Source organism: Pseudomonas bubulae (assembly GCF_037023725.1).
GTDB lineage: Bacteria > Pseudomonadota > Gammaproteobacteria > Pseudomonadales > Pseudomonadaceae > Aquipseudomonas > Aquipseudomonas bubulae.
In genome coordinates this window covers 1,969,567-1,993,491 of the sequence record NZ_CP146077.1, presented here as the reverse complement: position 1 = coordinate 1,993,491, position 23,925 = coordinate 1,969,567, and the positions used below count along the sequence as shown (strand labels likewise).

At 59.4% G+C, this 23,925-nt stretch carries 23 protein-coding genes; 12 read left to right on the top strand and 11 right to left on the bottom strand.

What is annotated here, in order from left to right; all coding sequences use genetic code 11:
- Positions 1-184 precede the first annotated feature (184 nt).
- Together V6L81_RS09250 and V6L81_RS09245 are read left to right on the top strand one after the other, a co-directional pair.
- Positions 185-787 carry a Yip1 family protein gene (locus V6L81_RS09250; RefSeq protein ID WP_095003059.1) on the top strand — a complete coding sequence of 201 codons (603 nt, stop codon included), beginning with the start codon at positions 185-187 and terminating at the stop codon, positions 785-787.
- Between the two features lie 145 nt (positions 788-932).
- Entirely contained in the window at positions 933-1,427 is a 495-nt protein-coding gene (locus V6L81_RS09245; protein WP_095019416.1) for a SprT family zinc-dependent metalloprotease, read from the top strand.
- A gap of 50 nt (positions 1,428-1,477) precedes the next feature.
- Here the strand turns inward: V6L81_RS09245 and V6L81_RS09240 are convergent, their stop codons facing one another.
- From V6L81_RS09240 to V6L81_RS09230, 3 genes are all read right to left on the bottom strand, one after another.
- On the bottom strand, positions 1,478-2,812 hold the full coding sequence (locus V6L81_RS09240; RefSeq protein ID WP_095003057.1) for a dicarboxylate/amino acid:cation symporter: 1,335 nt from the start codon (positions 2,810-2,812) through the stop codon (positions 1,478-1,480).
- A 323-nt stretch (positions 2,813-3,135) separates the two neighbouring features.
- Positions 3,136-4,482, bottom strand: coding sequence for an ATP-binding protein (locus V6L81_RS09235; RefSeq protein ID WP_095019415.1), 1,347 nt, complete (start codon positions 4,480-4,482; stop codon positions 3,136-3,138).
- Positions 4,479-5,156, bottom strand: coding sequence for a response regulator (locus V6L81_RS09230; RefSeq protein ID WP_016779832.1), 678 nt, complete (start codon positions 5,154-5,156; stop codon positions 4,479-4,481). The genes V6L81_RS09235 and V6L81_RS09230 overlap by 4 nt, the downstream gene beginning before the upstream one ends.
- Before the next feature lie 132 nt (positions 5,157-5,288).
- On the opposite strand from V6L81_RS09230, the gene V6L81_RS09225 reads away from it, so the two are divergent.
- From V6L81_RS09225 to V6L81_RS09215, 3 genes are all read left to right on the top strand, one after another.
- On the top strand, positions 5,289-6,014 hold the full coding sequence (locus V6L81_RS09225; RefSeq protein WP_095003055.1) for a 4'-phosphopantetheinyl transferase: 726 nt from the start codon (positions 5,289-5,291) through the stop codon (positions 6,012-6,014).
- A gap of 73 nt (positions 6,015-6,087) precedes the next feature.
- Positions 6,088-7,842, top strand: a complete 1,755-nt coding sequence (locus V6L81_RS09220) for an ATP-binding protein (RefSeq protein WP_338660629.1) — start codon at positions 6,088-6,090, stop codon at positions 7,840-7,842.
- Between the two features lie 3 nt (positions 7,843-7,845).
- Complete coding sequence (locus V6L81_RS09215) at positions 7,846-9,180, top strand: sigma-54 dependent transcriptional regulator (RefSeq protein WP_095019414.1); 1,335 nt, start codon at positions 7,846-7,848, stop codon at positions 9,178-9,180.
- A gap of 49 nt (positions 9,181-9,229) precedes the next feature.
- Here V6L81_RS09215 and V6L81_RS09210 read toward each other — a convergent pair whose 3' ends face one another.
- Together V6L81_RS09210 and pobA are read right to left on the bottom strand one after the other, a co-directional pair.
- On the bottom strand, positions 9,230-10,747 hold the full coding sequence (locus tag V6L81_RS09210; protein WP_095003053.1) for an MDR family MFS transporter: 1,518 nt from the start codon (positions 10,745-10,747) through the stop codon (positions 9,230-9,232).
- Between the two features lie 57 nt (positions 10,748-10,804).
- The gene (pobA, locus tag V6L81_RS09205; RefSeq protein ID WP_095025570.1) at positions 10,805-11,989 is read right to left on the bottom strand and encodes a 4-hydroxybenzoate 3-monooxygenase; all 1,185 of its coding nucleotides are present in this window, start codon (positions 11,987-11,989) and stop codon (positions 10,805-10,807) included.
- A gap of 173 nt (positions 11,990-12,162) precedes the next feature.
- Between pobA and V6L81_RS09200 the strand changes: the two genes are divergently transcribed.
- Positions 12,163-13,044: a helix-turn-helix domain-containing protein gene (locus tag V6L81_RS09200; RefSeq protein ID WP_338660628.1), complete on the top strand. Its 882-nt coding sequence runs from the start codon at positions 12,163-12,165 to the stop codon at positions 13,042-13,044.
- A 387-nt stretch (positions 13,045-13,431) separates the two neighbouring features.
- On the opposite strand, the gene V6L81_RS09195 is transcribed toward V6L81_RS09200, so the two are convergent.
- A complete protein-coding gene (locus V6L81_RS09195) occupies positions 13,432-14,337 on the bottom strand; it encodes a LysR family transcriptional regulator (protein ID WP_095003050.1) in 906 nt (301 codons plus the stop codon).
- 112 nt (positions 14,338-14,449) lie between these two features.
- On the opposite strand from V6L81_RS09195, the gene V6L81_RS09190 reads away from it, so the two are divergent.
- Both V6L81_RS09190 and V6L81_RS09185 read left to right on the top strand, forming a co-directional pair.
- Positions 14,450-15,334, top strand: coding sequence for an MBL fold metallo-hydrolase (locus tag V6L81_RS09190; RefSeq protein ID WP_130871929.1), 885 nt, complete (start codon positions 14,450-14,452; stop codon positions 15,332-15,334).
- Between the two features lie 29 nt (positions 15,335-15,363).
- A complete protein-coding gene (locus V6L81_RS09185; protein WP_338660627.1) occupies positions 15,364-15,981 on the top strand; it encodes an NAD(P)-dependent oxidoreductase in 618 nt (205 codons plus the stop codon).
- A 3-nt stretch (positions 15,982-15,984) separates the two neighbouring features.
- On the opposite strand, the gene V6L81_RS09180 is transcribed toward V6L81_RS09185, so the two are convergent.
- Together V6L81_RS09180 and V6L81_RS09175 are read right to left on the bottom strand one after the other, a co-directional pair.
- The gene (locus V6L81_RS09180) at positions 15,985-17,037 is read right to left on the bottom strand and encodes a Fic family protein (RefSeq protein WP_095003047.1); all 1,053 of its coding nucleotides are present in this window, start codon (positions 17,035-17,037) and stop codon (positions 15,985-15,987) included.
- A 141-nt stretch (positions 17,038-17,178) separates the two neighbouring features.
- The gene (locus V6L81_RS09175) at positions 17,179-18,063 is read right to left on the bottom strand and encodes a LysR substrate-binding domain-containing protein (protein WP_095025568.1); all 885 of its coding nucleotides are present in this window, start codon (positions 18,061-18,063) and stop codon (positions 17,179-17,181) included.
- Positions 18,064-18,174: 111 nt separating this feature from the next.
- Here V6L81_RS09175 and V6L81_RS09170 point away from each other — a divergent pair, with 111 nt between their 5' ends.
- On the top strand, positions 18,175-19,806 hold the full coding sequence (locus V6L81_RS09170; protein ID WP_315265942.1) for a 5-guanidino-2-oxopentanoate decarboxylase: 1,632 nt from the start codon (positions 18,175-18,177) through the stop codon (positions 19,804-19,806).
- Here V6L81_RS09170 and V6L81_RS09165 read toward each other — a convergent pair.
- Positions 19,801-20,730, bottom strand: coding sequence for an AraC family transcriptional regulator (locus V6L81_RS09165; RefSeq protein ID WP_095003044.1), 930 nt, complete (start codon positions 20,728-20,730; stop codon positions 19,801-19,803). The two genes, V6L81_RS09170 and V6L81_RS09165, sit on opposite strands and share 6 nt — an antisense overlap.
- 319 nt (positions 20,731-21,049) lie before the next feature.
- On the opposite strand from V6L81_RS09165, the gene V6L81_RS09160 reads away from it, so the two are divergent.
- The gene (locus V6L81_RS09160) at positions 21,050-21,364 is read left to right on the top strand and encodes a putative quinol monooxygenase (protein WP_095003043.1); all 315 of its coding nucleotides are present in this window, start codon (positions 21,050-21,052) and stop codon (positions 21,362-21,364) included.
- Between the two features lie 34 nt (positions 21,365-21,398).
- On the top strand, positions 21,399-21,632 hold the full coding sequence (locus V6L81_RS09155; protein ID WP_095003042.1) for a hypothetical protein: 234 nt from the start codon (positions 21,399-21,401) through the stop codon (positions 21,630-21,632).
- Here the strand turns inward: V6L81_RS09155 and V6L81_RS09150 are convergent, their stop codons facing one another.
- Positions 21,633-22,253 carry a flavin reductase family protein gene (locus tag V6L81_RS09150; RefSeq protein ID WP_338660626.1) on the bottom strand — a complete coding sequence of 207 codons (621 nt, stop codon included), beginning with the start codon at positions 22,251-22,253 and terminating at the stop codon, positions 21,633-21,635.
- A 188-nt stretch (positions 22,254-22,441) separates the two neighbouring features.
- Entirely contained in the window at positions 22,442-22,738 is a 297-nt protein-coding gene (locus V6L81_RS09145) for a hypothetical protein (RefSeq protein WP_095019408.1), read from the bottom strand.
- 379 nt (positions 22,739-23,117) lie between these two features.
- On the opposite strand from V6L81_RS09145, the gene V6L81_RS09140 reads away from it, so the two are divergent.
- A complete protein-coding gene (locus V6L81_RS09140) occupies positions 23,118-23,873 on the top strand; it encodes a hypothetical protein (RefSeq protein WP_095019407.1) in 756 nt (251 codons plus the stop codon).
- Positions 23,874-23,925 lie beyond the last annotated feature (52 nt).

The following is a 23,925-nucleotide window of genomic DNA, read 5'->3' as shown; positions in this document are numbered from 1 at the left end:
GACGCCAATGCGATAAGACCGCCTCTGACAGCACAATAAGCTCTAAGGAGCCGAGGTTATGGGGCGGCAGGTTTCCTATACTTGTCATCAAGGCCGCACGCCTGTCTGCTTCTCAATACGTTCTGGCTGCGCGACCGGCACGCGTCCCACTGGGGGCGATGCGTCTTATACAGGAGCGACAGCCATGATCCATCACGTTGTGGGCCTTTTCACCCACCCCGATAAAGAGTGGCGCGAAATCCGTGGTGATGCCGAAGAAAGCATCGGCCATATGTATTTCACGCACACGTTAATTCTGGCAGCGATTCCAGCCATTTCTGCATTTATTGGCACTACCCAGGTGGGCTGGGTAATCGGTAACCGCGCGCCGGTGATGCTGACTCTGGACAGCGCCCTGTGGATGACCCTGCTGTCCTACGCCGCCATGCTGGTGGGCGTGGCCGTGATGGGCGCATTCATTCACTGGATGGCCCGTACCTACGATGCACAACCCAGCCTGCCGCGATGCGTGGCCTTTGCCACCTACACGGCCACCCCGCTGTTTATCGGCGGGCTGGCGGCGCTGTATCCGCATATGTGGCTGGGCATGATGGTGGGCACCGCTGCCATTTGCTACACGGTGTACCTGCTGTACGTGGGCCTGCCTACCTTTATGAGCATCGACCCGGACGAAGGCTTCCTGTTTTCCAGCTCGGTGCTGGCGGTGGGCCTGGTGGTGCTGGTGGCGATCATGGCATTCACCGTGATCGTCTGGGGCCTGGGCGTCGGGCCGATCTACACCAACTAGGCCACAACCCGTGGAAGCGAACCTGCTCGTGATTGCTGTTCGCGATCAGGCTCGCTTCCACGGGCTCATGAAGACCATTGGGCGCCAACAGGTTCGCAACCCCAGCGCTTGCGGCATAATCGCCGGCTCTGGAGAACCGAACCGCATGCCCGAGCTGCTCAATACCCGCGTCGAAGACTGTTTCCAACAGGCCGAAGTGTTTTTCAAACGCCCCTTCAAACGCCCCGTCGTCAGTTTCAAACTGCGCGGGCAAAAAGCCGGGGTCGCCCATTTGCATGAAAACCTGCTGCGCTTCAACCCGCAGCTGTACCGTGAAAACAGCGAAGACTTCCTCAAGCAGACCGTCCCCCATGAAGTGGCGCACCTGGTTGCCCATCAACTGTTTGGCGAGCGCATCTCGCCCCACGGCGAAGAATGGCAATTAATCATGCGCGGGGTGTACGAACTGCCGCCCAATCGCTGTCATACCTACGCCATCAAGCGTCGCAGCGCCACCCGCTATATCTACCGTTGCCCCTGCCCTGACAGCGACTTCCCGTTCTCGGCCCAGCGTCACGCTTTGGTCAAACAAGGCCGCGGCTACCTGTGTCGACGCTGCCGTAACCCCCTGGTGTTCAGCGGCCTGACCCGGGTCGAATGAGCAGGCATAAAAAAACCCGTCCGAAGACGGGTTTTTTTATGCACTCAAACTTACTTGAGCAACACCGGGGCCGGGCCTTCAGCCACACCCAGATCATCTTGCGGACGGGTATCCTCCAGCGGACGGCCGCCAGAGTTCAGCTCGGTTTGCAGGGTGTCGGTGTCCAGTTCCTTGACCCACTTGGCCACCACCAGGGTTGCTACCGCGTTACCGATCAGGTTGGTCAGGGCGCGGGCTTCGGACATGAAGCGGTCGATACCCAGGATCAGCGCCAGACCGGCTACCGGCAAGTGCCCTACAGCCGACAGGGTTGCCGCCAGTACGATAAAACCACTACCGGTGACGCCAGCAGCACCTTTGGACGACAGCAACAGCACCAGCAACAGAGTGATCTGATGCGTGATATCCATATGGGTGTCAGTCGCCTGGGCGATAAACACGGCCGCCATGGTCAGGTAGATCGAAGTACCGTCGAGGTTGAACGAGTAACCGGTCGGGATCACCAGACCCACTACCGATTTCTTCGCGCCCAGGCGCTCCATTTTCACCAGCATGCGTGGCAGGGCCGATTCCGACGAGGACGTACCCAGTACGATCAGCAGCTCTTCACGGATGTAGCGGATCAGCTTCAAAACGCTGAAACCGTGAGCGCGGGCAATACCGCCCAGCACGATCAGCACGAACAGCACGCAAGTGATGTAGAAGCAGATCATCAACTGACCCAGCTGAACCAGCGAGCCTACGCCGTAAGCGCCGATGGTGAAGGCCATTGCGCCCAGCGCACCGAGGGGCGCCAGCTTCATGATCATGTTGATGATATTGAACATCACGTGAGCGAAGCGATCGATAAAGTCCAGTACCGGCTTGCCGTAGGCACCCAGGCGATGCAGGGCGAAACCGAAAATCACCGAGAACATCAGCACTTGCAGGATATCGCCATTGGCGAAGGCGCCAACAATGGTCGACGGGATCACGTTGAGGATAAAGCCTACGATGCTCTGGTCTGCACCTGCCGACACGTAACCGGCAATTTTGCTGGCATCCAGGGTCGACACGTCAATATGCATGCCTGCGCCAGGCTGAACCACGTTAACCACGACCAGGCCGATCAACAGCGCGATAGTCGACACGACTTCGAAGTAGAGCAAGGCATAGCCGCCGGTCTTGCCGACCGATTTCATGCTCTGCATGCCGGCAATACCGCTCACCACCGTACAGAAAATAATGGGCGCGATGACCATCTTGATCAGTTTGATAAAGCCATCACCCAACGGCTTGAGGGCAACACCGGTTTCCGGGTAGTAATGGCCCAACAAGATACCGATAGCGATCGCTACGATTACTTGCACATACAGGGATTTGTACAGTGGCTGACGAGTCGTCATTGCAAAGTTCCTCAAGTGCATCACTCAATCATCATTCCGTCTGAGACTGGTGACACCTAAAGCGCGAACCCTCCTGTACTTGGAGGGATTTGTTTTTGGGGCTGCTCTTACGGCAGCCCTCTCGCACTTAATGCAAGCCGTGGGCCACATTGCGCAAATGCCGCGCAATAGCCCATGGCGCCTGAGTTTGAAGGAAAATTCTTATATATTTTGCAGGTCAGGGTTTGGCGGGATTCCGCCCATTGGGCGTGTTGAAACGCAGAAGGTGGCGGATATCCGCCTGAACCCCACGTACTCCCGTAGCAGCTACCAGGGTTCGTCGATTAGCCCGCCGGGAAATAAATCCTGAACGCCGCGCCGCCCAACGAGGAATCTTCCAGGGTCAAGGTGGCGTCATAGCTTTCAATGATGTCCTTGACCACCGCCAGACCAATGCCCTGCCCCGGATGCTGGCGGTCAAGCCGTTCGCCGCGCTGCAGGATGCGCGCACGCTGATCCGGCGGCACTCCAGGACCGTCATCTTCGACGCAGACCTCAATGCCGTGAACGTTACGGTGCAGACTGATACGTACCTGGCTCAAGCACAGCCTGTAGGCGTTTTCCAGCAAGTTGCCCAGTAATTCCAACAAGGCATTCTGCTCAATCGGCACATGGCTCAGCTCAGGGATGTCATAGCTGACCTTGACCCCCTTGTCGCGATAGACCTTGTCCAGCGTATTGCACAAGCTCTGTACCACCGGCAGCAGTTCGACCTGGTGACGTACCAGACCACTCTTGCGCAAGCTGGCACGCTGCAACTGATAGCCGATTTGCTGGTTCATGCGCTCGATCTGGCTTTGCAGGACCCAGGCCTGCTCACGGTCGGCTGGGCGCTGGGCCATGCTTTCGCTCACACCCTGCAAAACTGCCAGCGGGGTTTTCAGGCTGTGGGCCAGATCATCAAGGGAATCGCGATAACGCGAACGCTGTTCGCGCTCGCTTTGCAGCAAGCGGTTCAACGAGCCGGTCAGGCGCAGCAGCTCACGCGGGTGCTGCTCGCTGAGGCTGTCGCGCTCGCCGGTTTCGATTTCATCCAGTTCCTGACTCAAACGTCGCAAGGCACGTAACCCCCACGTCAGACCAATCCATAGCAATGCCAGCAGCACAATCAAAGCTGCGCCGAACCCCAGATAAAGATTTTCCCGCAGGCCTTCCAGTGTGCGGTTGTATTCGCGCATCGGTTGCAGGGCGACAAAGCTGAAGGCAGCACTTTTGCCACCGAGCAACTTGACCTCAACGTCGTAGACAAAAAACTCTTCGCCGTTATCTTCGCGAATACTTGCAAACTCGTTGCCGCGCCCGTCATAGCGCGGCCGGTAATTGATGGTTTCTTCCTGAGTGGCCCGCGAGCGCCACACCAGGTGCCCGTCGCGGTCATAGATATAACCCAGCAGGCGACTGTCCGGCAGATCGAACTGCTCATCGGGCAGCAACGCCGGCATCTTGAGGCGGTTCTTTTCCATCTTTGCCGCTGAAATCAGCGTGGTGACATCTGACGCCAGGCGCTGCTCTATGGCGTCCTTGAGCGCCAGACTGAACGCTCCCTGCATCGCCGGCAACAGCGCCAGCATAAACAACACGGCCAACAGGGTTGCCGCCAGCATCAATCGAACGCGAAGCGAACGAATCATCGGCAGCGCTCAGTAAACAAGTACCCCAGGCCGCGCACCGTATCGATTGGCTTAAAGCCGTTTGCCCCCTCCAGCTTGCGTCGCAGGCGCCCGACCAGCACCTCGATCACATTCGGATCACGCTCCTCGTCATCCGGGTACAGCTGTTCCATCAGTCGGTCCTTGGCCACCACTTGCTGGTGATGGCGCATCAGGTATTCAAGAATCCGGTATTCATAAGCGGTCAGCGCCAGCGGCTCGCCGTCGAGCACCGCCTGCTTGCGGTTGATGTCCAGCACCAGCGCCCCCGCCACTATCGTCGGCTGGGTAAAGCCACTGGAGCGGCGCAGCAAGGCATTGAGCCGCGCATCCAGCTCTTCGAACTGAAAGGGCTTGACCACATAGTCGTCAGCGCCCGCTGCCAGCCCTTCGACCTTGTCCTGCCAATTGCCACGGGCGGTGAGAATCAGGATCGGAAACGTCTTGCCCCGGGCACGCAACTGGCGAATCAGTTCCAGGCCACCGAGCCCCGGCAAACCCAGGTCAATCATCGCCAGGTCATGATTGAACTGTTCGGTCTGGTACAGCGCCTCTTCGGCATTGGCCACCGCTTCGACCACATGGCCACTTTCTGTCAGACGGGTTTGCAAGTGATGGCGCAGCAACGCCTCATCTTCAACCACCAGCAATTTCATCGCGCTCTCCCAAGCCAATCCGCGTCTCGAAGGACGTGTGTCCCATACAGCCTAGCCACACAGTAAGTTGTGTGCCCTGAACATACTCTGAACAATTGCACAGCCGGGCCAAGCCCCGGCACAATGCCCGGCATGAACCGACTCCCCGCCCTGCCTGCCTGCTGCACGCCATTGCGTGACGACTGGCCCTTGCCAGAGGTCCTGCCCGCCAGTGTGTGGCTGAGCACAGACTTTATCCCGGCACAGCTTGAAGACGACGACTTTGCCCGCAGTGCAATCGATATGCCTGCGAGTATTCAACGCTCAGTGGCCAAACGCCAAGCCGAATTTCTGGCCGGGCGCCTGTGCGCCCGCGCAGCGCTGCGGCAACTGGATGGCACTTGCGTGGCTCCCGGCCTGGGTGAAGACCGCGCGCCCGTGTGGCCAGACCATATCAGCGGCGCCATCACCCACAGCAACGGCCGCGCCGGGGCACTGGTAGCCTTTAAACGTGACTGGCAGGCCCTGGGTATCGACCTGGAAACCCTGCTCAGTCTCGAACGCGCCAGGCGCCTGGCCAAGGAAATCCTTACTCCCGATGAGCTTGTGCGTATGGCCGCCGGGCCTGCAGATCAGATTGCGCTGCTGGTCACCTTGACGTTTTCGGTCAAGGAAAGCCTGTTCAAGGCGCTATACCCGCTGGTGCAAAAACGCTTCTACTTTGAACACGCCGAAGTGTTGAACTGGACCCCCCAAGGGCATGTACGCCTGCGTCTGCTCACCGACTTGTCACCTGAGTGGCAACATGGCAGTGAGCTGGATGCGCAGTTTTGCCTGCTGGACGGGCAACTGCTCAGCGTGGTGGCGATAAAAGCCTGACCCCGTTGCCCTGTGGCCGCGGGATACGCCCGCCATGCTATCGTGCGCGCCCCTGTTCAAACGGTTTGCCACCATGCCTGTGACGTCTCGCGCCCTGCGTCTGGCGCTGTATTGCCTGTTGATCCTGGCCGGAGCCATTCTGGCTGGCGGCTGGGCGATGCGTCAGGCCAAACAGCACGCACTGGAAGAGAGCGCCAGGCGCGGGCCTGAACAATTGAGCCTGTATGCCAATTCGCTGTACACGGTGATCGAACGCTATCGCGCCCTGCCAGCCGTACTGGCACTGGACCCGGAGTTGTCGGACGCACTGGCGCACCCCATGACGCCGCAGGTGCAGGCGCTGCTCAACCGCAAGCTGGAACGTATCAACGGTGCAGCACAATCTTCGACACTGGAGTTGCTCGACAGCACCGGCCTGGCAGTAGCCGCCAGCAACTGGAACACGTCCAATAGTTACGTCGGTCACAACTACGCGTTCCGCCCGTATTTCAGCCAGACACGCAGCCAGGGTACCGGCAGCTTTTATGCCGTGGGCGTAACCAGCGGCATACCGGGTTACTTTATGTCCAGCGCGGTACAGGGTGCTGACGGCCGGTTTCTGGGCGCCATGGTGGTCAAACTGGAGTTTCCGGAACTGGAGCGCGAGTGGAGCCACGGCAGCGACACGCTGCTGGTCAGTGACAACCGGGACATTGTATTTATTGCCAATCAGCCCGGCTGGCGCTATCGCCACCTGCGCGAGCTGAACGACCGCGACCGCAGCGCCATCAGCGTGACGCGACAATACGACAAGCAACCGCTAACGCTGATGACCTCGCAGACCTTGCACAGTTTTGGTGACAACAGCTACATGAGCCGCGTCAATGGCCCGCAGGGCCAGGCTGACTACCTGTGGGGCTCGCAACCCCTGAACATCGAGGGCTGGACGCTGCACTTGCTGCGTCGCCCGGCAATACCGGCCGAAGACAGCCGCAATGCCGCCCTGGCGGCAATCGGCCTGTGGCTGACGCTGGTATTTCTGGGGCTGTTTTTACTCCAGCGCTGGCGGCTCGCCCGTTTGCGCCAGCGCAATCGGGCAGAACTTGAACAACTGGTCGAGGCCCGTACCCGGGATCTGCGCACCGCCCAGGATGGCCTGGTGCAATCCGCCAAACTGGCGGCGCTGGGGCAAATGTCAGCGGCGCTGGCCCATGAAATCAACCAGCCCCTCACCGCCCAGCGCATGCAGCTGGCGACCTTGCGCCTGTTGCTCGATCACGGTCGTATCGATGACGCCTACAAAGCCCTGGAACCCCTGGAGCAGATGCTCACACGTATGGCCGCCCTCACCGGCCACCTGAAAACCTACGCCAGGCAAAGCCCCAGCGGCCTGCGTGAAAAACTGGATCTGGCTAATGTGGTGGATCAGTCCCTGCAACTGCTGGAGCCGCGCCTGAAGGACGAACAGATCGACTTGCGCGTCAATCTGCAGCGTCCGGCCTGGGTGCGTGGCGACGCAATTCGCCTGGAGCAGGTACTGATCAACCTGCTGCGCAATGCCCTGGACGCCATGGGCGACAAACCGCGTAAACACCTTGAGATCCGTATCGAAGCCGACCAGCAACTGTGGCGCCTGACCGTCACTGACAGCGGCGGCGGAATTGCCGATGAATATTTGGGTAAAATTTTCGACCCGTTCTTCACCACCAAACCCGTGGGCGATGGATTAGGCTTGGGCCTGGCGGTGTCATACGCCATTGTTCATGAAATCGGTGGTCGCCTGACTGCTTGCAATCACGTTGATGGCGCGCAATTCACGCTGACACTGCCCATCGCACAGGAATCTTGAGACATGCTCAACTCGGTGATCGTGGTCGATGATGAGGCCAGTATTCGCAATGCCGTCGAACAGTGGTTGAGCTTGAGCGGCTTTGACGTGCAGCTTTTCAACAACGCCGAAGACTGTCTGCACCGGTTGCCTGCGCATTTTGCCGGAGTGATTGTCAGCGATGTGCGCATGCCGGGTATGGGCGGCCTGGCCCTGCTGACCCGGTTGCAGCAACTGGACGCGGATTTGCCGGTGATCTTGCTGACCGGCCATGGCGATGTACCCATGGCAGTAGAAGCCATGCGTGATGGCGCCTACGACTTTCTGGAAAAGCCCTTCAGCCCCGAAGCCCTGCTCAGCAGCCTGCGCCGCGCGCTGGAAAAGCGCCAACTGGTACTGGAAAACCGCCGCTTGCATGAGCAGGCAGACCTGCGTGAGCAGATCGACGGGCGCCTGCTTGGGGTATCGCGCAGCTTGCAGACCTTGCGCCGTCAGGTCCTGGAACTGGCGCCTCTGCCCGTCAATGTGTTGATTCGCGGCGAGACCGGCAGCGGCAAGGAGCTGGTCGCCCGCTGCCTGCATGATTTTGGCCCACGTGCCGACAAGCCCTTTGTGGCCCTCAACTGCTCGGCAATCCCCGAGCAACTGTTTGAAGCCGAATTGTTCGGCCATGAAAGCGGCGCCTTTACCGGCGCCCAGGGCAAGCGCATCGGCAAGCTGGAGTACGCCGATGGTGGCACCTTGTTTCTGGATGAAATCGAAAGCATGCCACTGGCCCAGCAAGCCAAACTGCTGCGAGTGCTGCAGGAGCAAAAACTCGAGCGTCTGGGCTCCAACCAGAGCATCAACGTGAACTTGCGGGTGGTTGCCGCCACCAAACCCGACCTGCTCGACGAAGCTCGCGCCGGACGCTTTCGTGAAGACCTGGCCTATCGCCTGACCGTGGCCGAATTACGCCTGGCGCCGCTGCGTGAGCGGCGCGAGGATATTCCCTTGTTGTACGACGCCTTTTCACGCAATGCCGCTGAACGCCTGGGGCGCAGTGCACAAGTGCTGAGCGGCCCGCAGCTGTCGCGTCTGCTCAGCCATGCCTGGCCAGGCAATGTGCGCGAGCTGGCCAACGTAGCCGAGCGGGATGTGCTGGGTTTGGGCGAGCCGCAATTGCCCGACACCGACGCGGGGCAATCACTGGTGGCGCAACAGGAAGCCTTCGAGGCGCAGTGCCTGCGCGCGGCGCTGACCCGGCATAAAGGTGATATCAAGGCAGTGCTCAATGAGCTGCAGCTGCCGCGACGTACCCTGAATGAGAAAATGCAACGCCACGGGTTGGCGCGTGAAGCATTTTTAAGTGCCGAATAAACCACCCCCCTGGCCTTTCGGGAGAGGGACGCGGGGCTTTTGTTCAGCCCTAGCGCGCCTTGTCCTCACGCCCGCGCAGTACCTGGTCGGGCATCGCCAGCGCCGCCGCCAGCCCCAGCAATGACACTGCCGCACTGATGCTCAACAGATGACGGAAGGTCAGCAGCAGTTCTGCTCTCAGGCTTTGCAGCGCCGGCCCCTGAACCGCGCTCAGACTGTCGAGCAGTACATTGCCCGAGCTGCCTTCGCCAATCAGCGGCTGGCCCATGACCGGTACCGGTAACGAGTCATGCAGCAATGCCAGCAGCAGGGCCGACATCAAGGCCACCCCCATCGCCCCGCCCAGGGCACGAAACAGGTTGGTGGTGCTGGTCGCCACGCCAATATCATGCTGTTGCACCGAGTTCTGCGCGCCCACCAGTGACGTCGGGAACTGCATGCCGGAAGCTATCCCGCTGAACAGCATAAACACCCCGCTCAACAACTCGGCGCCTGGCGGGCTGAATGCCATGCCCAAAATGGACAGGGGCATCAGCGCCGCCCCGCTCAAGATCATCGGTTTGTAGCGCCCGGTTACCGAAGTCATGCGACCGGCAAAATAAGCCCCCATCGGCAACCCGATGGCCAGCGGCAACAGGTGCAGGGCCGCGCTGTCGGCACCGGCGCCAGTGATGCTCTGATAGCGCAGCGGCATCAGCACAATCAGCGAAATAGCCTGAAAACTGGTGAAAAATACCGTGCACCAGCACAGCACTGCATTGCGGTTGGCAAACAGGTGCATGGGCAGCAGCGGCTCTGGCGTGCGTCGTTCATGCCAGACAAACAGCGCCAGGGCAATCAGCGCCACCCCTAGAAAGCCTGCCACCTGCTGGTCACGCCAGCTTTGGCCCTGACCGATAAAGGTGATGCTCAGCAGCAGTGAAGTCAGGCCCAGGATCATCAACATAGTGCCCAGGTAGTCAATCACGGGTTTGCGCTGCGGCACCGGCAGGCCGACCAGGGTACGGTGAGAGATCCACCAGGCCGCCAGCCCCAGCGGCAGGTTGATCAGGAATACCCAGCGCCATGACAGGTACTCGGTCATATAACCGCCCAGCACCGGCCCGGCAACGCTGGCCAGGGCATACATGCTGCTGAAGTACCCCTGGTAGCGGCCGCGTTCACGGGGCGGGACGATATCGCCGATGATCGCCTGGCTGACAGAAATCATCCCGCCGGCGCCAATGCCCTGAATGATCCGCGCCAGCACCAACTGCTCCATGTTCTGTGCCAGCCCGCAAAACAGCGAAGCCAGGGTAAACAGGCCCATGCCGAACAGCATCAGGCGGCGGCGCCCGTACAGGTCACCGAGCTTGCCGTAGATCGGCACCGCCACGGTCATGGCCACCATATAGCCGGAAATCACCCACGCCAGCTGGCTGACATCCTTGAACTGGGCGGAAATGGCGGGCATGGAGACGGCGACGATGGTCTGATCCAGCGCCCCCAGAAAAATCGCCAGCATCAGGGCAATCAAAATGCTGCGAATGGCCGGTTTGGCCTGGGGAGGCTGGTTCAGACTGGTCACGTGAACACCTGTAGGCGAAGCTTGTATCGGATGGCCCTCAGTGTACTCGATAGGATCCTATTCGATAGCTTCGTAAGGGAGCCCGACGTAATTTTCTGCAATGGTGGTGCGGCCTGCCTCGGAGTCGACGAAATACGCCAGCTCGCTGTCAGTAATGCGCTGGCTGAAGCCGTCGCTGTCCGGAAAACGGTGCAACATCGAGGTCATCCACCACGAGAAGCGCTCGGCCTTCCAGATACGCCGCAGGCACACCTCGGAATAGCGCTCCAGCAAGTCGGTGCGGCCCTCGGTGTAGACCTTGCACAACATAGTGAACAGGGTGCTGACATCGCTGGCCGCCAGGTTCAAACCCTTGGCCCCGGTCGGCGGCACGATATGAGCGGCATCCCCCAGCAGAAACAGGCGCCCGTACTGCATCGGCTCAACGACAAAACTGCGTAGCGGCGCGATACTTTTCTCGAGGGAAGGCCCGGTCACCAGGCGTTCGGCCAGAGCCGTGGGCAGGCGGGTTTTCAGCTCGTCCCAGAAGCGCTGGTCGGACCAGTCCTCGACCTTCTCCCCAGCAGGAACCTGCAGGTAATAACGGCTACGGCTGGCCGAGCGCTGACTGCACAGGGCAAAACCGCGCTCGTGGCGGGCATACACCAGTTCGTCATTGACCGGTGGAGTGTCGGCCAATACACCGAGCCAGCCGAAGGGATACACCCGTTCGAAAATTTTCAGTACATCACTCGGAATCGACTGGCGCGCCACCCCGTGAAAACCATCGCAGCCCGCAATGTAATCGCAGTCCAGGCGCCAGCTTTCGCCCTCTTTATCGAAGGTGACATAAGGTGTATCGGTTTTCATATCGTGGGGCTGGACGTTGCTGGCGCTGTAATGGGTTTGTGCGCCGACGGCCTCGCGAGCGTCCATCAGGTCGCGGGTGACTTCGGTCTGGCCATAGACCATCACGGTCTTGCCGCCGGTCAGGCCCTTGAGGTCGATATGCACCTGGCGATCATCCAGCGCCAGCTCAAAGCCCGCATGCACCAACCCTTCGGCGTCCATGCGCTGGCTGACACCGGCCTGGCGCAACAGGTCGACCATGCCCTGCTCCAGCACCCCGGCGCGAATCCGCCCGAGGACATATTCGCCGGTCTGGCGCTCGATAATGACGTTATCAATCCCGGCGTTGTGCAGCAGTTGGCCAAGCAGCAGCCCTGAAGGACCGGCACCGATAATAGCGACTTGAGTTCTCATTATTGTTGTCTCTCGCAGACTCGACCCCAAGGGGTGAGTAGATTCTTATAGGTTAGTGCCTGTATTTTTCGCTTGCGAGAGCAGCAATTGAAGGTGATAACCCTGGGATTACCGGTACTTTTCGCCAATCAGTGCGATTATCGGCCGACGATACGACAACAGGTACGACGCCAATGATTCCTTCAGTCCCGGTGTTCAAGCTTTATGGCGAGCAGCAAGACCGACTTGGCCCCGATCTGCTGCACTGCGAAACCATATCGCTGCGCAGCCGCGTCCACGATTGGGAGATCCGCCCGCACAGGCACGCCGACCTGTGCCAGTTGCTCTATGTCCACCAGGGTCGGGCGCAGGTTGAGGTCGAGGGGCAGCGCCATATCCTGGAGCAATCGGCGGTTCAGGTTATCCCGCCTTTGTGCGTGCACGGGTTTGAGTTTTCGCCCAACGTAGAAGGCTTTGTCCTGACCCTGGCCGCGCCGTTGGTGGCGCAGTTGCAAGCCCAGCTGGGCGACAACATCAGTCTGTTGCAGCGGGTCGCCAGTTACCCCGCAGGCAAGGACAGTGATTACCTCAACAACCTGTTCAGTGAGCTGCAAAGCGAATACGACAGCGTACGCCCTGCCCGCGAAATGCTGCTGCAGTCGCTGGTCAGCGTGCTGTTGGTGTGGGTGGCACGCCAGGTGCTCCAGCGGCGTGAGGCGCGACAGTTGCTACCACGGGGGCACGAGTATCTGGGCCTGTTCAATCAACGGGTCGAGGCGCAGTTTCGCCAGCAGCCCAGTGTTGAGCAGTTGGCACATCAGGTGGGGATTTCAGTGGCGCACTTGAACAGCATCTGCCGCGAGCTGGCGGAACAGTCGGCGTTGCAGATCATTCACCAGCGGTTGTTATTGGAGGCCAAGCGTCATTTGATTTATACACCGATGACCATCAGCGAAGTGGCTGATAGACTGGGTTTTGCAGATCCGGCGTACTTTGCGCGGTTTTTCCGACGCCTGAGTGGGACATCACCCAGTACTTTTCGAACCGGGCGGACTGACATAATCAGCCCGCCCTGACACTCCGGGGCATCCTACCTCAGAGCGCTGAACATGGCATTGCAGTGCGCGCCATTGCAACTGGCGATCAATCCGGCTGCCTGGCGGGTTTGCTCGGCGCGGTAGCAAGCGCTTGCAAACAGGACAGCGGCAGCGAAAACGATAAAAACAGTCATACATGTTGTTTTTGTTTTGGTAGTCATGGCATTGGCTCCCTTGACGTCACAGCTTTGAGGCTAGTTCAGACACAGGTTCTTGCCATGCCAGTTGTACGAGTGGTCGTGCCCGATTTCATCCTTCAAATGGACTAGACATATAATTCCTGTAGCCGCTGCAGCGAGGGAAAACTGCACTTGTGGGAGCGAGCAGGCTCGTTCCCACAATAGGGCTTGATCTGCAACAGCGTATCTATAGATATTTATCCCACACCGGTTCGTCGGTAAAGCGCTCGGCGAGGAAGTCGAGCATGCTGCGCAGCGTGGCCGGCATATGTTTACGTGAGGCGTACACCGCGTAGATGTTCATCAGGCGCGGTTCTGCTTCGGGCAACAGACGCACCAGCTCACCGCGCTGTACAAACACCCCGGCCTGATAGCTGGGCAGCAGCGAAATTCCCGCGCCAGCCAGTGTGGCACTCAACAGGGTGCTGGCTTCATTGGCGCTGATATTGCCCTGCACCGGTACCGACACCTCCTCACCCTCGCAGGTGAAATGCCACATGCTCTTGCCGTAGTAGGAATGGGTCAGGCAGTTGTGCCCACTAAGGTCATCGACCTGCTGCGGCGCCGAGTGTTGGCGTAAATAGGCCGGGGATGCGCACAGCACCGAGCGACAAACGGTCAGCTTGCGGGCAATCAGGCTCGGATCCAGGTCATTGCTGGTACGAATTGCCAGGTCGATGCGTTCATCCACCAGGTTCACGGTACGATCGAGCATCTGCAGGTCGATGCTGACCTGGGGGTAAAGCCGTACGTAGTCGGTGACTGCCGCCGCCAATTGCGCCTGGCCGAACGAGGTGCTGACGCTGATCCGCAACAGCCCCCGCGGCGCATCACTGGGCACATCCACCGCGGCCTGCATGTCGTCGGCCAGTTCCAGCAACTGCCGGCAGCGCGGCAGGGTTTCATTGCCCGCTGCCGTCAGACTCAGCTTGCGCGTGGTGCGGTGCATCAGGCGTGCGCCCACCCACTCTTCAAGTTCGGCCAGGTAACGCGACACCACGGGGCGCGACAGATCCAGGTGGTCGGCTGCCGCAGACTGGCTACCGAGGTCGACGACGGTGACAAACACCCGCATTGCAATAAGACGATCCATGATCTGCCCGATATCTGAAACAAACTATGTTCAAGCATCGCATTTTTAGTTCGCGATCGGGCAACTAAGCTCTGTCCATCGCCAACCCTGGCCACTGATTCAGGAATCACCCATGAGCGGATTTTCCACCCTTCGCCGTTTTGCCCTCAGCGCTGCAATGCTGGGTTTTGCAGCCCATGCGGCGGCGGCCCCGGCGCCTTTGACCCTTGACGTGTACAACCCCGGTGCAGCGGCGATTTTCCCGGTTTCTTCGGTGCTGATCAGTGGTGACAAGGACGCCATCCTGGTCGATGCCCAATTTGGCAAGGCCCAGGCCCGCCAGGTGGTCGACAAGATTCGCGCCAGCGGCAAACACCTGACCACCATCTATATCAGCCACGGCGACCCGGACTACTACTTCGGCCTGGAGACCCTGACCCAGGCGTTCCCTGACGCCAAGGTGGTGGCCCCGGGGCCGGTGGTTGAGCATATCAACCAGACCAAAGACGCCAAGCTGGCGTTCTGGGGCCCGCAGATGGGGGCCGATATGCCGCAACAGTTGATCGTGCCGCAGGTGCTCAAGGGCAACACCCTGGACCTTGAAGGGCGTGAACTGGATATCGTCGGCCTGAGCGGACGTCAACCGGACCGCACCTTTGTATGGATCCCTTCCATCAAGGCGGTGGTGGGCGGAGTGGTAGTGGCCGACAACCTGCACGTATGGATGGCCGACACCCAGACACCGCAATCGCACAAGCAATGGCTGGCCACCCTTAAACGTATCGACAGCCTGCAACCGAAAATCGTGGTACCGGGCCATTACCTGGGTGACAGCGACCGCTCGTTGAAAGCGGTGTACTTCACCCGCGACTACATCAAGGCGTTTGACGAAGAGGCGCTCAAGGCCCGCAACTCGGGCGAATTGATAGCGGCCATGAAAAAACGCTACCCGGACCTGGGCGAAGAATCTTCGCTGGAACTGAGTGCCAAGGTGGCCAAAGGCGAAATGCAGTGGTGAACGCTACTACCTACTCACTGGAGAATATCATGAGCAAAATCGCAATCATCGGGGCTACCGGTCGTGCCGGCAGCCAACTGCTGGAAGAAGCCCTGCGTCGTGGTCACAGCGTCACGGCCATTGCCCGCAATGCCTCGAAAAAACTGGGTGAGCGTGCGGGGGTGGTGGTCAAGGATGTCGATGTCAACAACGCCCAGGCCTTGCAGGACGCCGTTGCTGGCCATGATGCGGTGCTCAGCGCCGCGCATTTCTCGACCCTGCCGGCCTCGGCCATTATCGAGCCGGTAAAAAAAGCCGGGGTCAAACGCCTGCTGTTTGTGGGCGGTGCAGGCTCACTGATGCTGCCGGGTGACACCAAAGTCATCGACAGCCCGGGCTTCCCCGACGAATACCGGCCTGAAGCCACGGCGGGCGGCGTCTACCTCGACACCTTGCGCGGCGAAAAAGACCTGGACTGGAGCTTCCTGTCACCCTCGGCCGAATTTGTCGAAGGCGAACGCACGGGCAAGTTCCGTCTGGGCAGCGACCGCCTGCTGATCAACAGCGAAGGCAAAAGCTGGATCAGCTTCGCCGACTTTGCCATCGCCATGCTCGATGAGGTCGAACAGCCCAAGCATTCCCGCCAGCGCTTTACGGTGGGGTATTAAGTTTCAGGGTACGGGGCGATTGCGCCATTTCGCGCTTCGCCCCTTGCCGGTGGACTCAATCAAACCTTCGGATTTCAAAGCGCGTAACACCAGGCGCACCGTGTCTCGGCTCGTACCGGGGCATGCCTGCTCAATCTCGCTGATTGAAAAAGGCAGTGAACGGTTCAGTACGGCTATGCGAACGCGGCTGCTCTTGTTACCGTACTTTTTCTCGATGGTTCCAACCCGCGCTTCAAACTCTTTATAGGCTTTGATCAGCGCGCCCCAAAAGTAATTGAGCCAAGGCCCTGCATCGTGAGTGCCTGAATGCCAATTAACAGAGCTGGCCTCCAGGGTTTCGTAATAGCTCTCCTTGCTGTCTTCAAAAATCCGCTCAAGGCTGATGAAACGGCCTACGACGTAATCAAACTGATAGAGCAGCAAGAGAGTCAGCAGGCGTGCAACGCGACCGTTGCCATCTGCAAAGGGGTGGATACACAAAAAGTCCAAAACACACAACGGAACCAAAACCAGTGGATCGGCAAGTTTTTGCTGATTTGCGCTGTAATAGCGGCTTAGCAGATCACTCATGGCCATCGGCGTCAGATGAGCGGGAGTGGGTGTGAATCTCACCCTGAGACTGCCATCAGGATGACGCTCGATGATGTCGTTGTTGGTTGATTTCCAGCTGCCTCCCTCTTGTGGCAAGTATCGATAAAGAATCGTATGTAACTGGCGTACCGTGCCTTCCGAGAAAGGCATGGCATCGCAGGCTTCGTGTATCAGCGACAGCGCATCCCGATAGCCGGCAACTTCCTGCTCGGAGCGACTTTTAGGCTGGGCATTTTTGATCATCAAGGATTTCAGGCGGCTGGGCGAAACGATTACGCCCTCCAGACGGCTGGATGATTCTGCGGACTCAATTACTGCCTGCTGCTTGAGATCTGCGAGCGCTTCTGCCGATTGGGCGACAAACAGCTTTTGCTTGCCCCTGTACTCGCCCAGCGCCCTCAGGGTTGAAAGCTGCAGGCCGTCAAAGCGAAGTTGGGTCAGATGTTCGACGGTGAGCGAGTGCATAAACGTCCTTAAATAGGGTAATCCAAAGGATTAAATGGGGCTTTATTGACTGTTTTTACCCCATTTACTCAAGAAATACCCCCTTTAAACTGTTACAGCGATTTTTTCCGCACCAGGAGAATGGGCTGTATCGATACAGGGTTAATCCGTGCAGCGCGTCTGCTCCACCAGCCAGTCCAGCAACTCGCGCAACGGCGCCGACGCCTCGTGGCGTGGTGAGCACACCAGCAGGTAGGCGGCGCCGGTATGCACTTTGAAATCGAAAGGCATGGCCAGTCGGCCTGCCTTGAGGTCGTCGCCAATCAATGACCAGTCGCCTATCGCAACACCGTTGCCCTGGGCGGCAACGGTCATGGCCAGGTCCAGGGTGTCGAAGTACTGGCTCTTGCGGATCGCCGACACCTCGCCCCCCGCCGCATTCAGCCACTGGGTCCAGTCCTGCTGGTCTCGGCTGGGATGTAGCAGGGTGTGCTGCGTCAGATCGCCCAGCTGGTTGATGGCATCGCGACCCTCCAGCAGCTGCGGGGCACACACCGGGGTCAGTTGTTCGTCAAACAGGTGCCTGCCCTGTCGCTTGGGCCCTGGCTGCGGGCTGTACACCACTGCCGCATCAAACGCCTCACGGCGAAAATCCACACCGTGCTGCACACTACTGGTCAGTTCCACCGGCACATCCGGGCGCAATGTTTGCCAATGCAGCAATTTGGGTAGCAGCCAGCGCAGCATGCAGGTGGGTGCCTTGATCTGCAGCGGGGTACGGCGAATGCTGGCGTATTCCACGGCCTCGCCAATCAGGTCGAATACCTGTTCGATACGCGGGTACAGCGCCTGGCCCTGCTCGGTCAGGCTCAGGCCACGGGCCTGGCGGTGGAACAGCGGGTAACCCAGATGCTCTTCCAGCCCGGCAATTTGTCGGCTCACCGCCCCTTGGGTGATATGCAACTGTTCGCCGGCACGGGTGAAGTTGCAGCACTGGGCCGTGATCAAAAACGTATGCAGCGCAGGAAGTGGTGGAAGGCGTTTCATCAATGGTCAGCCATGAGTCCAGGACATGGCTAGTATGAGCACGTTTGCGTTGTGCGTACCACAGCCGGCCGTTTCAATGGTCTTTTCCAGAACAAAAAAGGAACAGGACACATGGCGACGTGCGGCGAAGTATTGGTCAAGTTGCTGGAGGCGTACGGGGTCGAACAGGTGTTCGGCATTCCGGGAGTGCATACCGTTGAGCTGTATCGAGGGCTGGCCGGTTCGACGATCAACCACATCACCCCGCGTCATGAGCAGGGTGCTGGCTTTATGGCCGACGGCTATGCACGCACCAGCGGCAAACCGGGGGTGTGTTTTATCATCACCGGGCCGGGAATGACCAATATCACCACCGCAATGGGCCAGGCCTATGGCGACTCGATCCCGATGCTGGTGATTTCCAGTGTGCAGTCGCGCAGCCAACTGGGCGGCGGGCGCGGCAAGCTGCACGAGCTACCGAACCAGAGCGCGCTGGTGGCCGGGGTGGCGGCGTTTTCCCATACGCTGATGTCGGCGACGGAACTACCAGGCGTACTGGCCCGGGCCTTTGCCCTGTTTCAGGCCGGCCGACCGCGGCCGGTGCATATTGAAATACCTCTGGACGTGCTGGTGGAGAATGCCGACGCCCTGCTCGCCAGCCAACCGGTGAGCATTGCCCGCCCCGGCGCCGCGCCTGCTGCCATTGAACAGATGGGCCAGCTTCTGGCCCAGGCCAAACACCCGCTGATTCTGGCGGGTGGCGGCGCCATCGATGCAGCGCCAGCCCTGTTGCAACTGGCCGAGCGACTGGGCGCGCCGGTGGCCCTGACCATCAACGCCAAGGGCATACTGCCCTCCTCTCACCCGCTGTTGATCGGCTCGACCCAAACCCTGGTCGCCACCCGCGCGCTGGTGGCCGAAGCGGATGTGGTGCTGGCGATCGGCACCGAGTTGGCCGAGACCGATTACGATGTGACTTTTGCTGGCGGCTTCGAGATCCCGGGCGCGTTGCTGCGTATTGATATCGACCCGGACCAGACCGTACGCAATTACCCGCCGACCCTGGCGCTGGTGGCCGATGCCAACCTGGCGAGCGAGGCATTAGTGGCAAGTCTTGCGCAGTTGCCAGCACGGGATCCGCAGTGGGGCGCTGTGCGGGTCAGCCGTCTGCAGACGCAGTTGGCCACCGAATGGGATGCCCCGACCCGCGCCCAGACGCGTTTTTTGCAGGCGGTTTTCGATGTTCTACCGGATGCCGTGTGCGTCGGCGATTCGACTCAGCCGGTGTACACCGGCAACCTGACGTTTAACCCCGAGCAGCCACGGCGCTGGTTTAACTCCTCGACCGGCTACGGCACCCTCGGCTACGCCCTGCCCGCGGCAGTGGGGGCCTGGCTGGGGCGGCGGGCCAATGGCAAAACGGGTGGCCCGGTGCTGTGCCTGATAGGTGATGGCGGACTGCAATTTACCCTCGCCGAACTGGCCAGCGCAGTGGAAGCGCAAACCCCGATCATCGTACTGCTGTGGAATAACCAGGGCTATGGTGAGATCAAAAAATACATGCTCAATCGCGCCATCGAACCCGTGGGGGTCGATATCTACACCCCGGACTTTATCGCTGTGGCCAAGGCGCTGGGCTGCGCCGCGCAGGTGGTCGAGGGCGAGGCGCAATTGCGCGCCGCCCTGGCCAGTGCCGCCGACCGCCTGGGGCCAAGCGTGATTGAAATCGACGAGGCGCGCTGGCAAGAATTGCTGGCGCTATAGGCTCATGCGCAGGCGCGCCAGGTCTCGAACCGGGGGCGCGCCAAACTGGCGGCTGTACTCGCGGCTGAACTGCGACGGGCTTTCGTAACCCACACGGTAACCCGCCGCCGAGGCATCGAGCCCCTCGCTGAGCATCAGTCGCCGGGCTTCGTTGAGACGCAGCTGCTTTTGGTACTGCAACGGGCTCATGGCGGTCATGGCCTTGAACCTGTGGTGCAAGGTCGACACGCTGAGATTGGCTTCGCGCGCCAGGCTGTCGATACGAAGCGGCTGCTCAAAGTTGCCGTTAAGCCAGGAAATAGCTCGGCTGACGCGATGGTTCTGGCTGTTCTGGCTGGCGATTTCATACAAGCGATAGCCCTGGGGGCTGCGCAACAACCGATACAGAATCTCACGGCGAATCAATGGCGCCAGCATGGCAATGTCTTTGGGTGTGTCGAGCAGACGTGTCAGACGCAAGACTGCGTCGAGCATTGGCTGGTCTATAGGCTCAACATACAGCCCGCGCCCGGTGGGTCGCGACGGCACGCCCAGGGGGCCGGCATCGCTGATCAACGTGGTGATTTCCACCGGATCGATATCCAGACGCAAGGCCAGTACCGGGTGTTCGGGGGAGATTTCCAGCACCCGGCCACTGATCGGCATCGACACGGACACCACCAGATAATTGAGCGGGTCGTAGGCAAAGTACTCGTCCGCCAGACGCACCTCCTTGCGCCCCTGGGCCATGATGCACAGCGCGGGTTTTGGCAGGCTGGGAGCGAAATCGCTGGGATGACTGTGGCGCGACACAAACAGCGCGTCGACACCGGTGGTGAACGAACCGTCTTGCGGGGCATGGCGAAAAATCAGGTCAGCCAGTTCCACGCGCTGTTTTTCAAGCGCGGGCTCGAGCGCGGGTCGCGGCGGTTCCAGCAGTGACATGGGTTGCATCCTCATCAAAGCAACAGGGCAGGCACAGCTTAAGTTTGTGCAAGGCCAAGGGGTAGCTGATTTCTGTCGTTGTCTTGCCTGATCCTGTCATTGCCTGAAGGAACAGGCCTGCCCAAGCCGTTACAGACGCTTGACCTTGCTCGAAACCCTGATGAACTGGCCCTTTGCCCGATGATGCCATGAGGCAGCGGTTCGGTGCGCTTTTGCAGAATCGTGCAAGCCTGGGGCAGGAATCGACTAACGGCGTACAGGGGCCGGCCCCTAAGCTTTGAACCTCCCCCCAACACCACTTTGCTTTGTGGAGGCCTGCATGCCCCAGCTTAATGCCGTCAGTCATTTGACACTGGTTCGCGCCCGCGCAGGGTGTTCGGCCCGGGTCGAGGCTTGCCTGAGCCAGTTGATCGAACCGACGCTCCAGACCCCCGGCTGCCTGCACTTTGCCTTGCAGCATTGTGATAACGACCCGCAGCTGTGGCAGGTGGCGGGCTACTGGCAGGATGAACCCTCGATGCTCGCGTATTTCAATTCATCGCTTATGGAAATATACGGCGCGCTGGTGCACCAGCAAGTGGTGGACAGTCTCGATTTTCAGACCTTCAGCGATGTGGGCGGGCTGAACAGGTAGAATGCCGGTTTTTCCATAGGCCGGGAGTTGAAGCATGGCGCGTAAAGAATTTGCACAGTTTGAAGCGGTATCAGCTGTAGTTCCGGTTGAGCCCGGCGTTTATCACGCAGCGATTGCGGTCAAAGCCTTGTACGAAGGTGGAGCGCCGCGCTTTCACAAAATTCTCACCGAGCACACCTTCAAGACTGCGACCGCCGCCGATGCCGCCGCGGCCGAGCAACTTGAAGCCCTGCAAGGCGTCACTGATGACGCCGAACTGGTTTGGTAATCAGCGTGGGCGATGCATTTTGAACAGTGCTTCAGGGCCCAGCTGGAAGTAGTCCGCCGGGCCGCCACCACGCAGGATCGGTTCGGCGGCCGCGGTATCGTAAATCCCGTCCTTGAGCAGGTGCCTGGCAATATGCACCGCCACCACCTCCCCCAGAATCAGCCAGCTCGGCACCAGCTCCTTGTCTGCCCGTTGCAACTGAATGATCTGGGTGACCTTGCATTCGAACGTCACCGGCGTCTCGGCCACCCGTGGCACGCTGATCACCCGTGACGGTACGGTGCTCAGCCCGGCCAGCTCGAACTCATTGACCTCGGGCCCAACCATGGCACAGCTCTGGTTCATGGCTTCGGCCAGCGGCCGGGTGGCGAGGTTCCAGACAAACTCGCCGGTTTGTTCAATGTTATTGAGACTGTCTTTGCGGCCCACACTGCAAAACCCGATGATCGGCGGGATGTAGTTGAACGCGTTGAAAAAACTGTAAGGCGCAAGGTTCAGACGGCCCTGGGCATCCTGTGACGAAATCCAGCCGATAGGTCGCGGGCCGACTATGGCATTGAACGGATCATGGGGCAGGCCGTGGCCCTGGGAAGGTTCATAGAAATGGATATCGTCATGCATGGGAAGTGTCCGCAAACGGCTGAGATAGAGGGCCTATAGTGCAAGGCATTTGCCGGGATTACAAAAGCTTGCGAGGTTTTGTAGCAACTGCCGTAGGAACGAGGCTGCTAAGGATTGGATCTCCACTGTCTTACCCCCAAAAACGACTAAGCCCGGCCAAGGCCGGGCTGGAGTGCCTGGTTCAGGTGTTAGCTGAAATGGGCGCCGTGAGTGCGATCGTAGCCATCAGCAGCGAAGGTGTCCGATTTGGTACGGCTGAAACCGTCTTCTGCAAAGATGGCCGAGCCGGTTTTGTCGTAGCCGTCCTCTGCAAACGTAGCCGAACCTGTGCGGTCATAACCGTCAGCAGCAACTGCAGCAGAACCTGTACGGCTGTAGCCATCTTCAGCAAAGCTCGACGAATGGGTTTTATCGAAACCATCGGCGGCAAAAGCGTTGAAGGCCAGGGCAGAAAAAGCAGCAGCGAGGATAAGTTTGGTTTTCATGATAAAGCTCCTTGTTTCGTGTTTGGGGTGTTCAGTGGGTATGGGTTTAAGACTACGCCGATTAATTCGATTAAAAAGCGCAAAAAATAGCGCTAAAGAATCGATTAATTCGATGTGTACGCCGACGCAAAGCCAGGCTTCTGACGCTGTCCGGCTCCCTGTGGGGCGGCACACATGTTCTGCCGGCCATAGAGGTGTTGCTGAGATTGATAGTGGGCTAACAGAATTAACTGACTATTAATTCAAATAAATCGCACTCACAGACAGGCTTTCATCAGTCCATTACCCATTTTTTGCTGCGCGAGCACCAGTCTTCAGCCGGCAAAAAAGCCGATATCAAAACGGCTTTGCACCCCTCGAAAACTGGAGCTTTGACCGAATGAACAAACTTCCTCAGATCACCCTGGCGTTTTGGGTGATGAAAATTTGCGCCACAACCTTGGGCGAAACCGCCGGCGACTTGCTGTCGATGACTCTCAATGTGGGCTATGCCATCAGCTCGATGATCCTGATCAGCGTGTTCGTGCTGACCTTATTGACTCAGCTGTTCTCCAAAACCTACAACCCCGTGCTGTATTGGCTGGTTATTCTGTCCACCAGCACGGCCGGCACCACCCTGTCGGACTTTATGGATCGCACGCTGGGCCTGGGCTATGCCACTGGCTCGCTGATTCTGGTGTCGATGCTGATCGCGATATTCGCGTTATGGAAATGGAGCGGCGAGTCACTCAATGTCAGCCAGGTGCAGAGCCGGCGTGGCGAGATGTTCTACTGGATGGCGATTCTGTTCTCCAACACCCTGGGAACCGCCTTGGGTGACTACCTGGCGGATGATTCGGGGCTGGGCTTTGCTGGCGGCGCACTGTTTATCGGGGCGACCATCGGGGTCGTGGTACTGGCACGTTACTTCAGCAAAATTTCGTCGGTGCTGCTGTTCTGGATCGCATTCGTGCTGACACGCCCGTTTGGCGCAACCCTGGGCGACTTTCTGACCAAACCCCTGGACAAGGGTGGGCTGGACTTCGGCACCATCGGCTCTTCGCTGGTATTGGCGGGGATATTGGTGGCCATGATCGCCGGGGCGGCGTATCTGAAAAACAAACAAACCCAGCCTGGGGTGGCTGAGCTGTCCTGACCGTAAACCGGTATGGTGGGAGCGAGCCTGCTCGCGAAGTTTATTCGCGAGC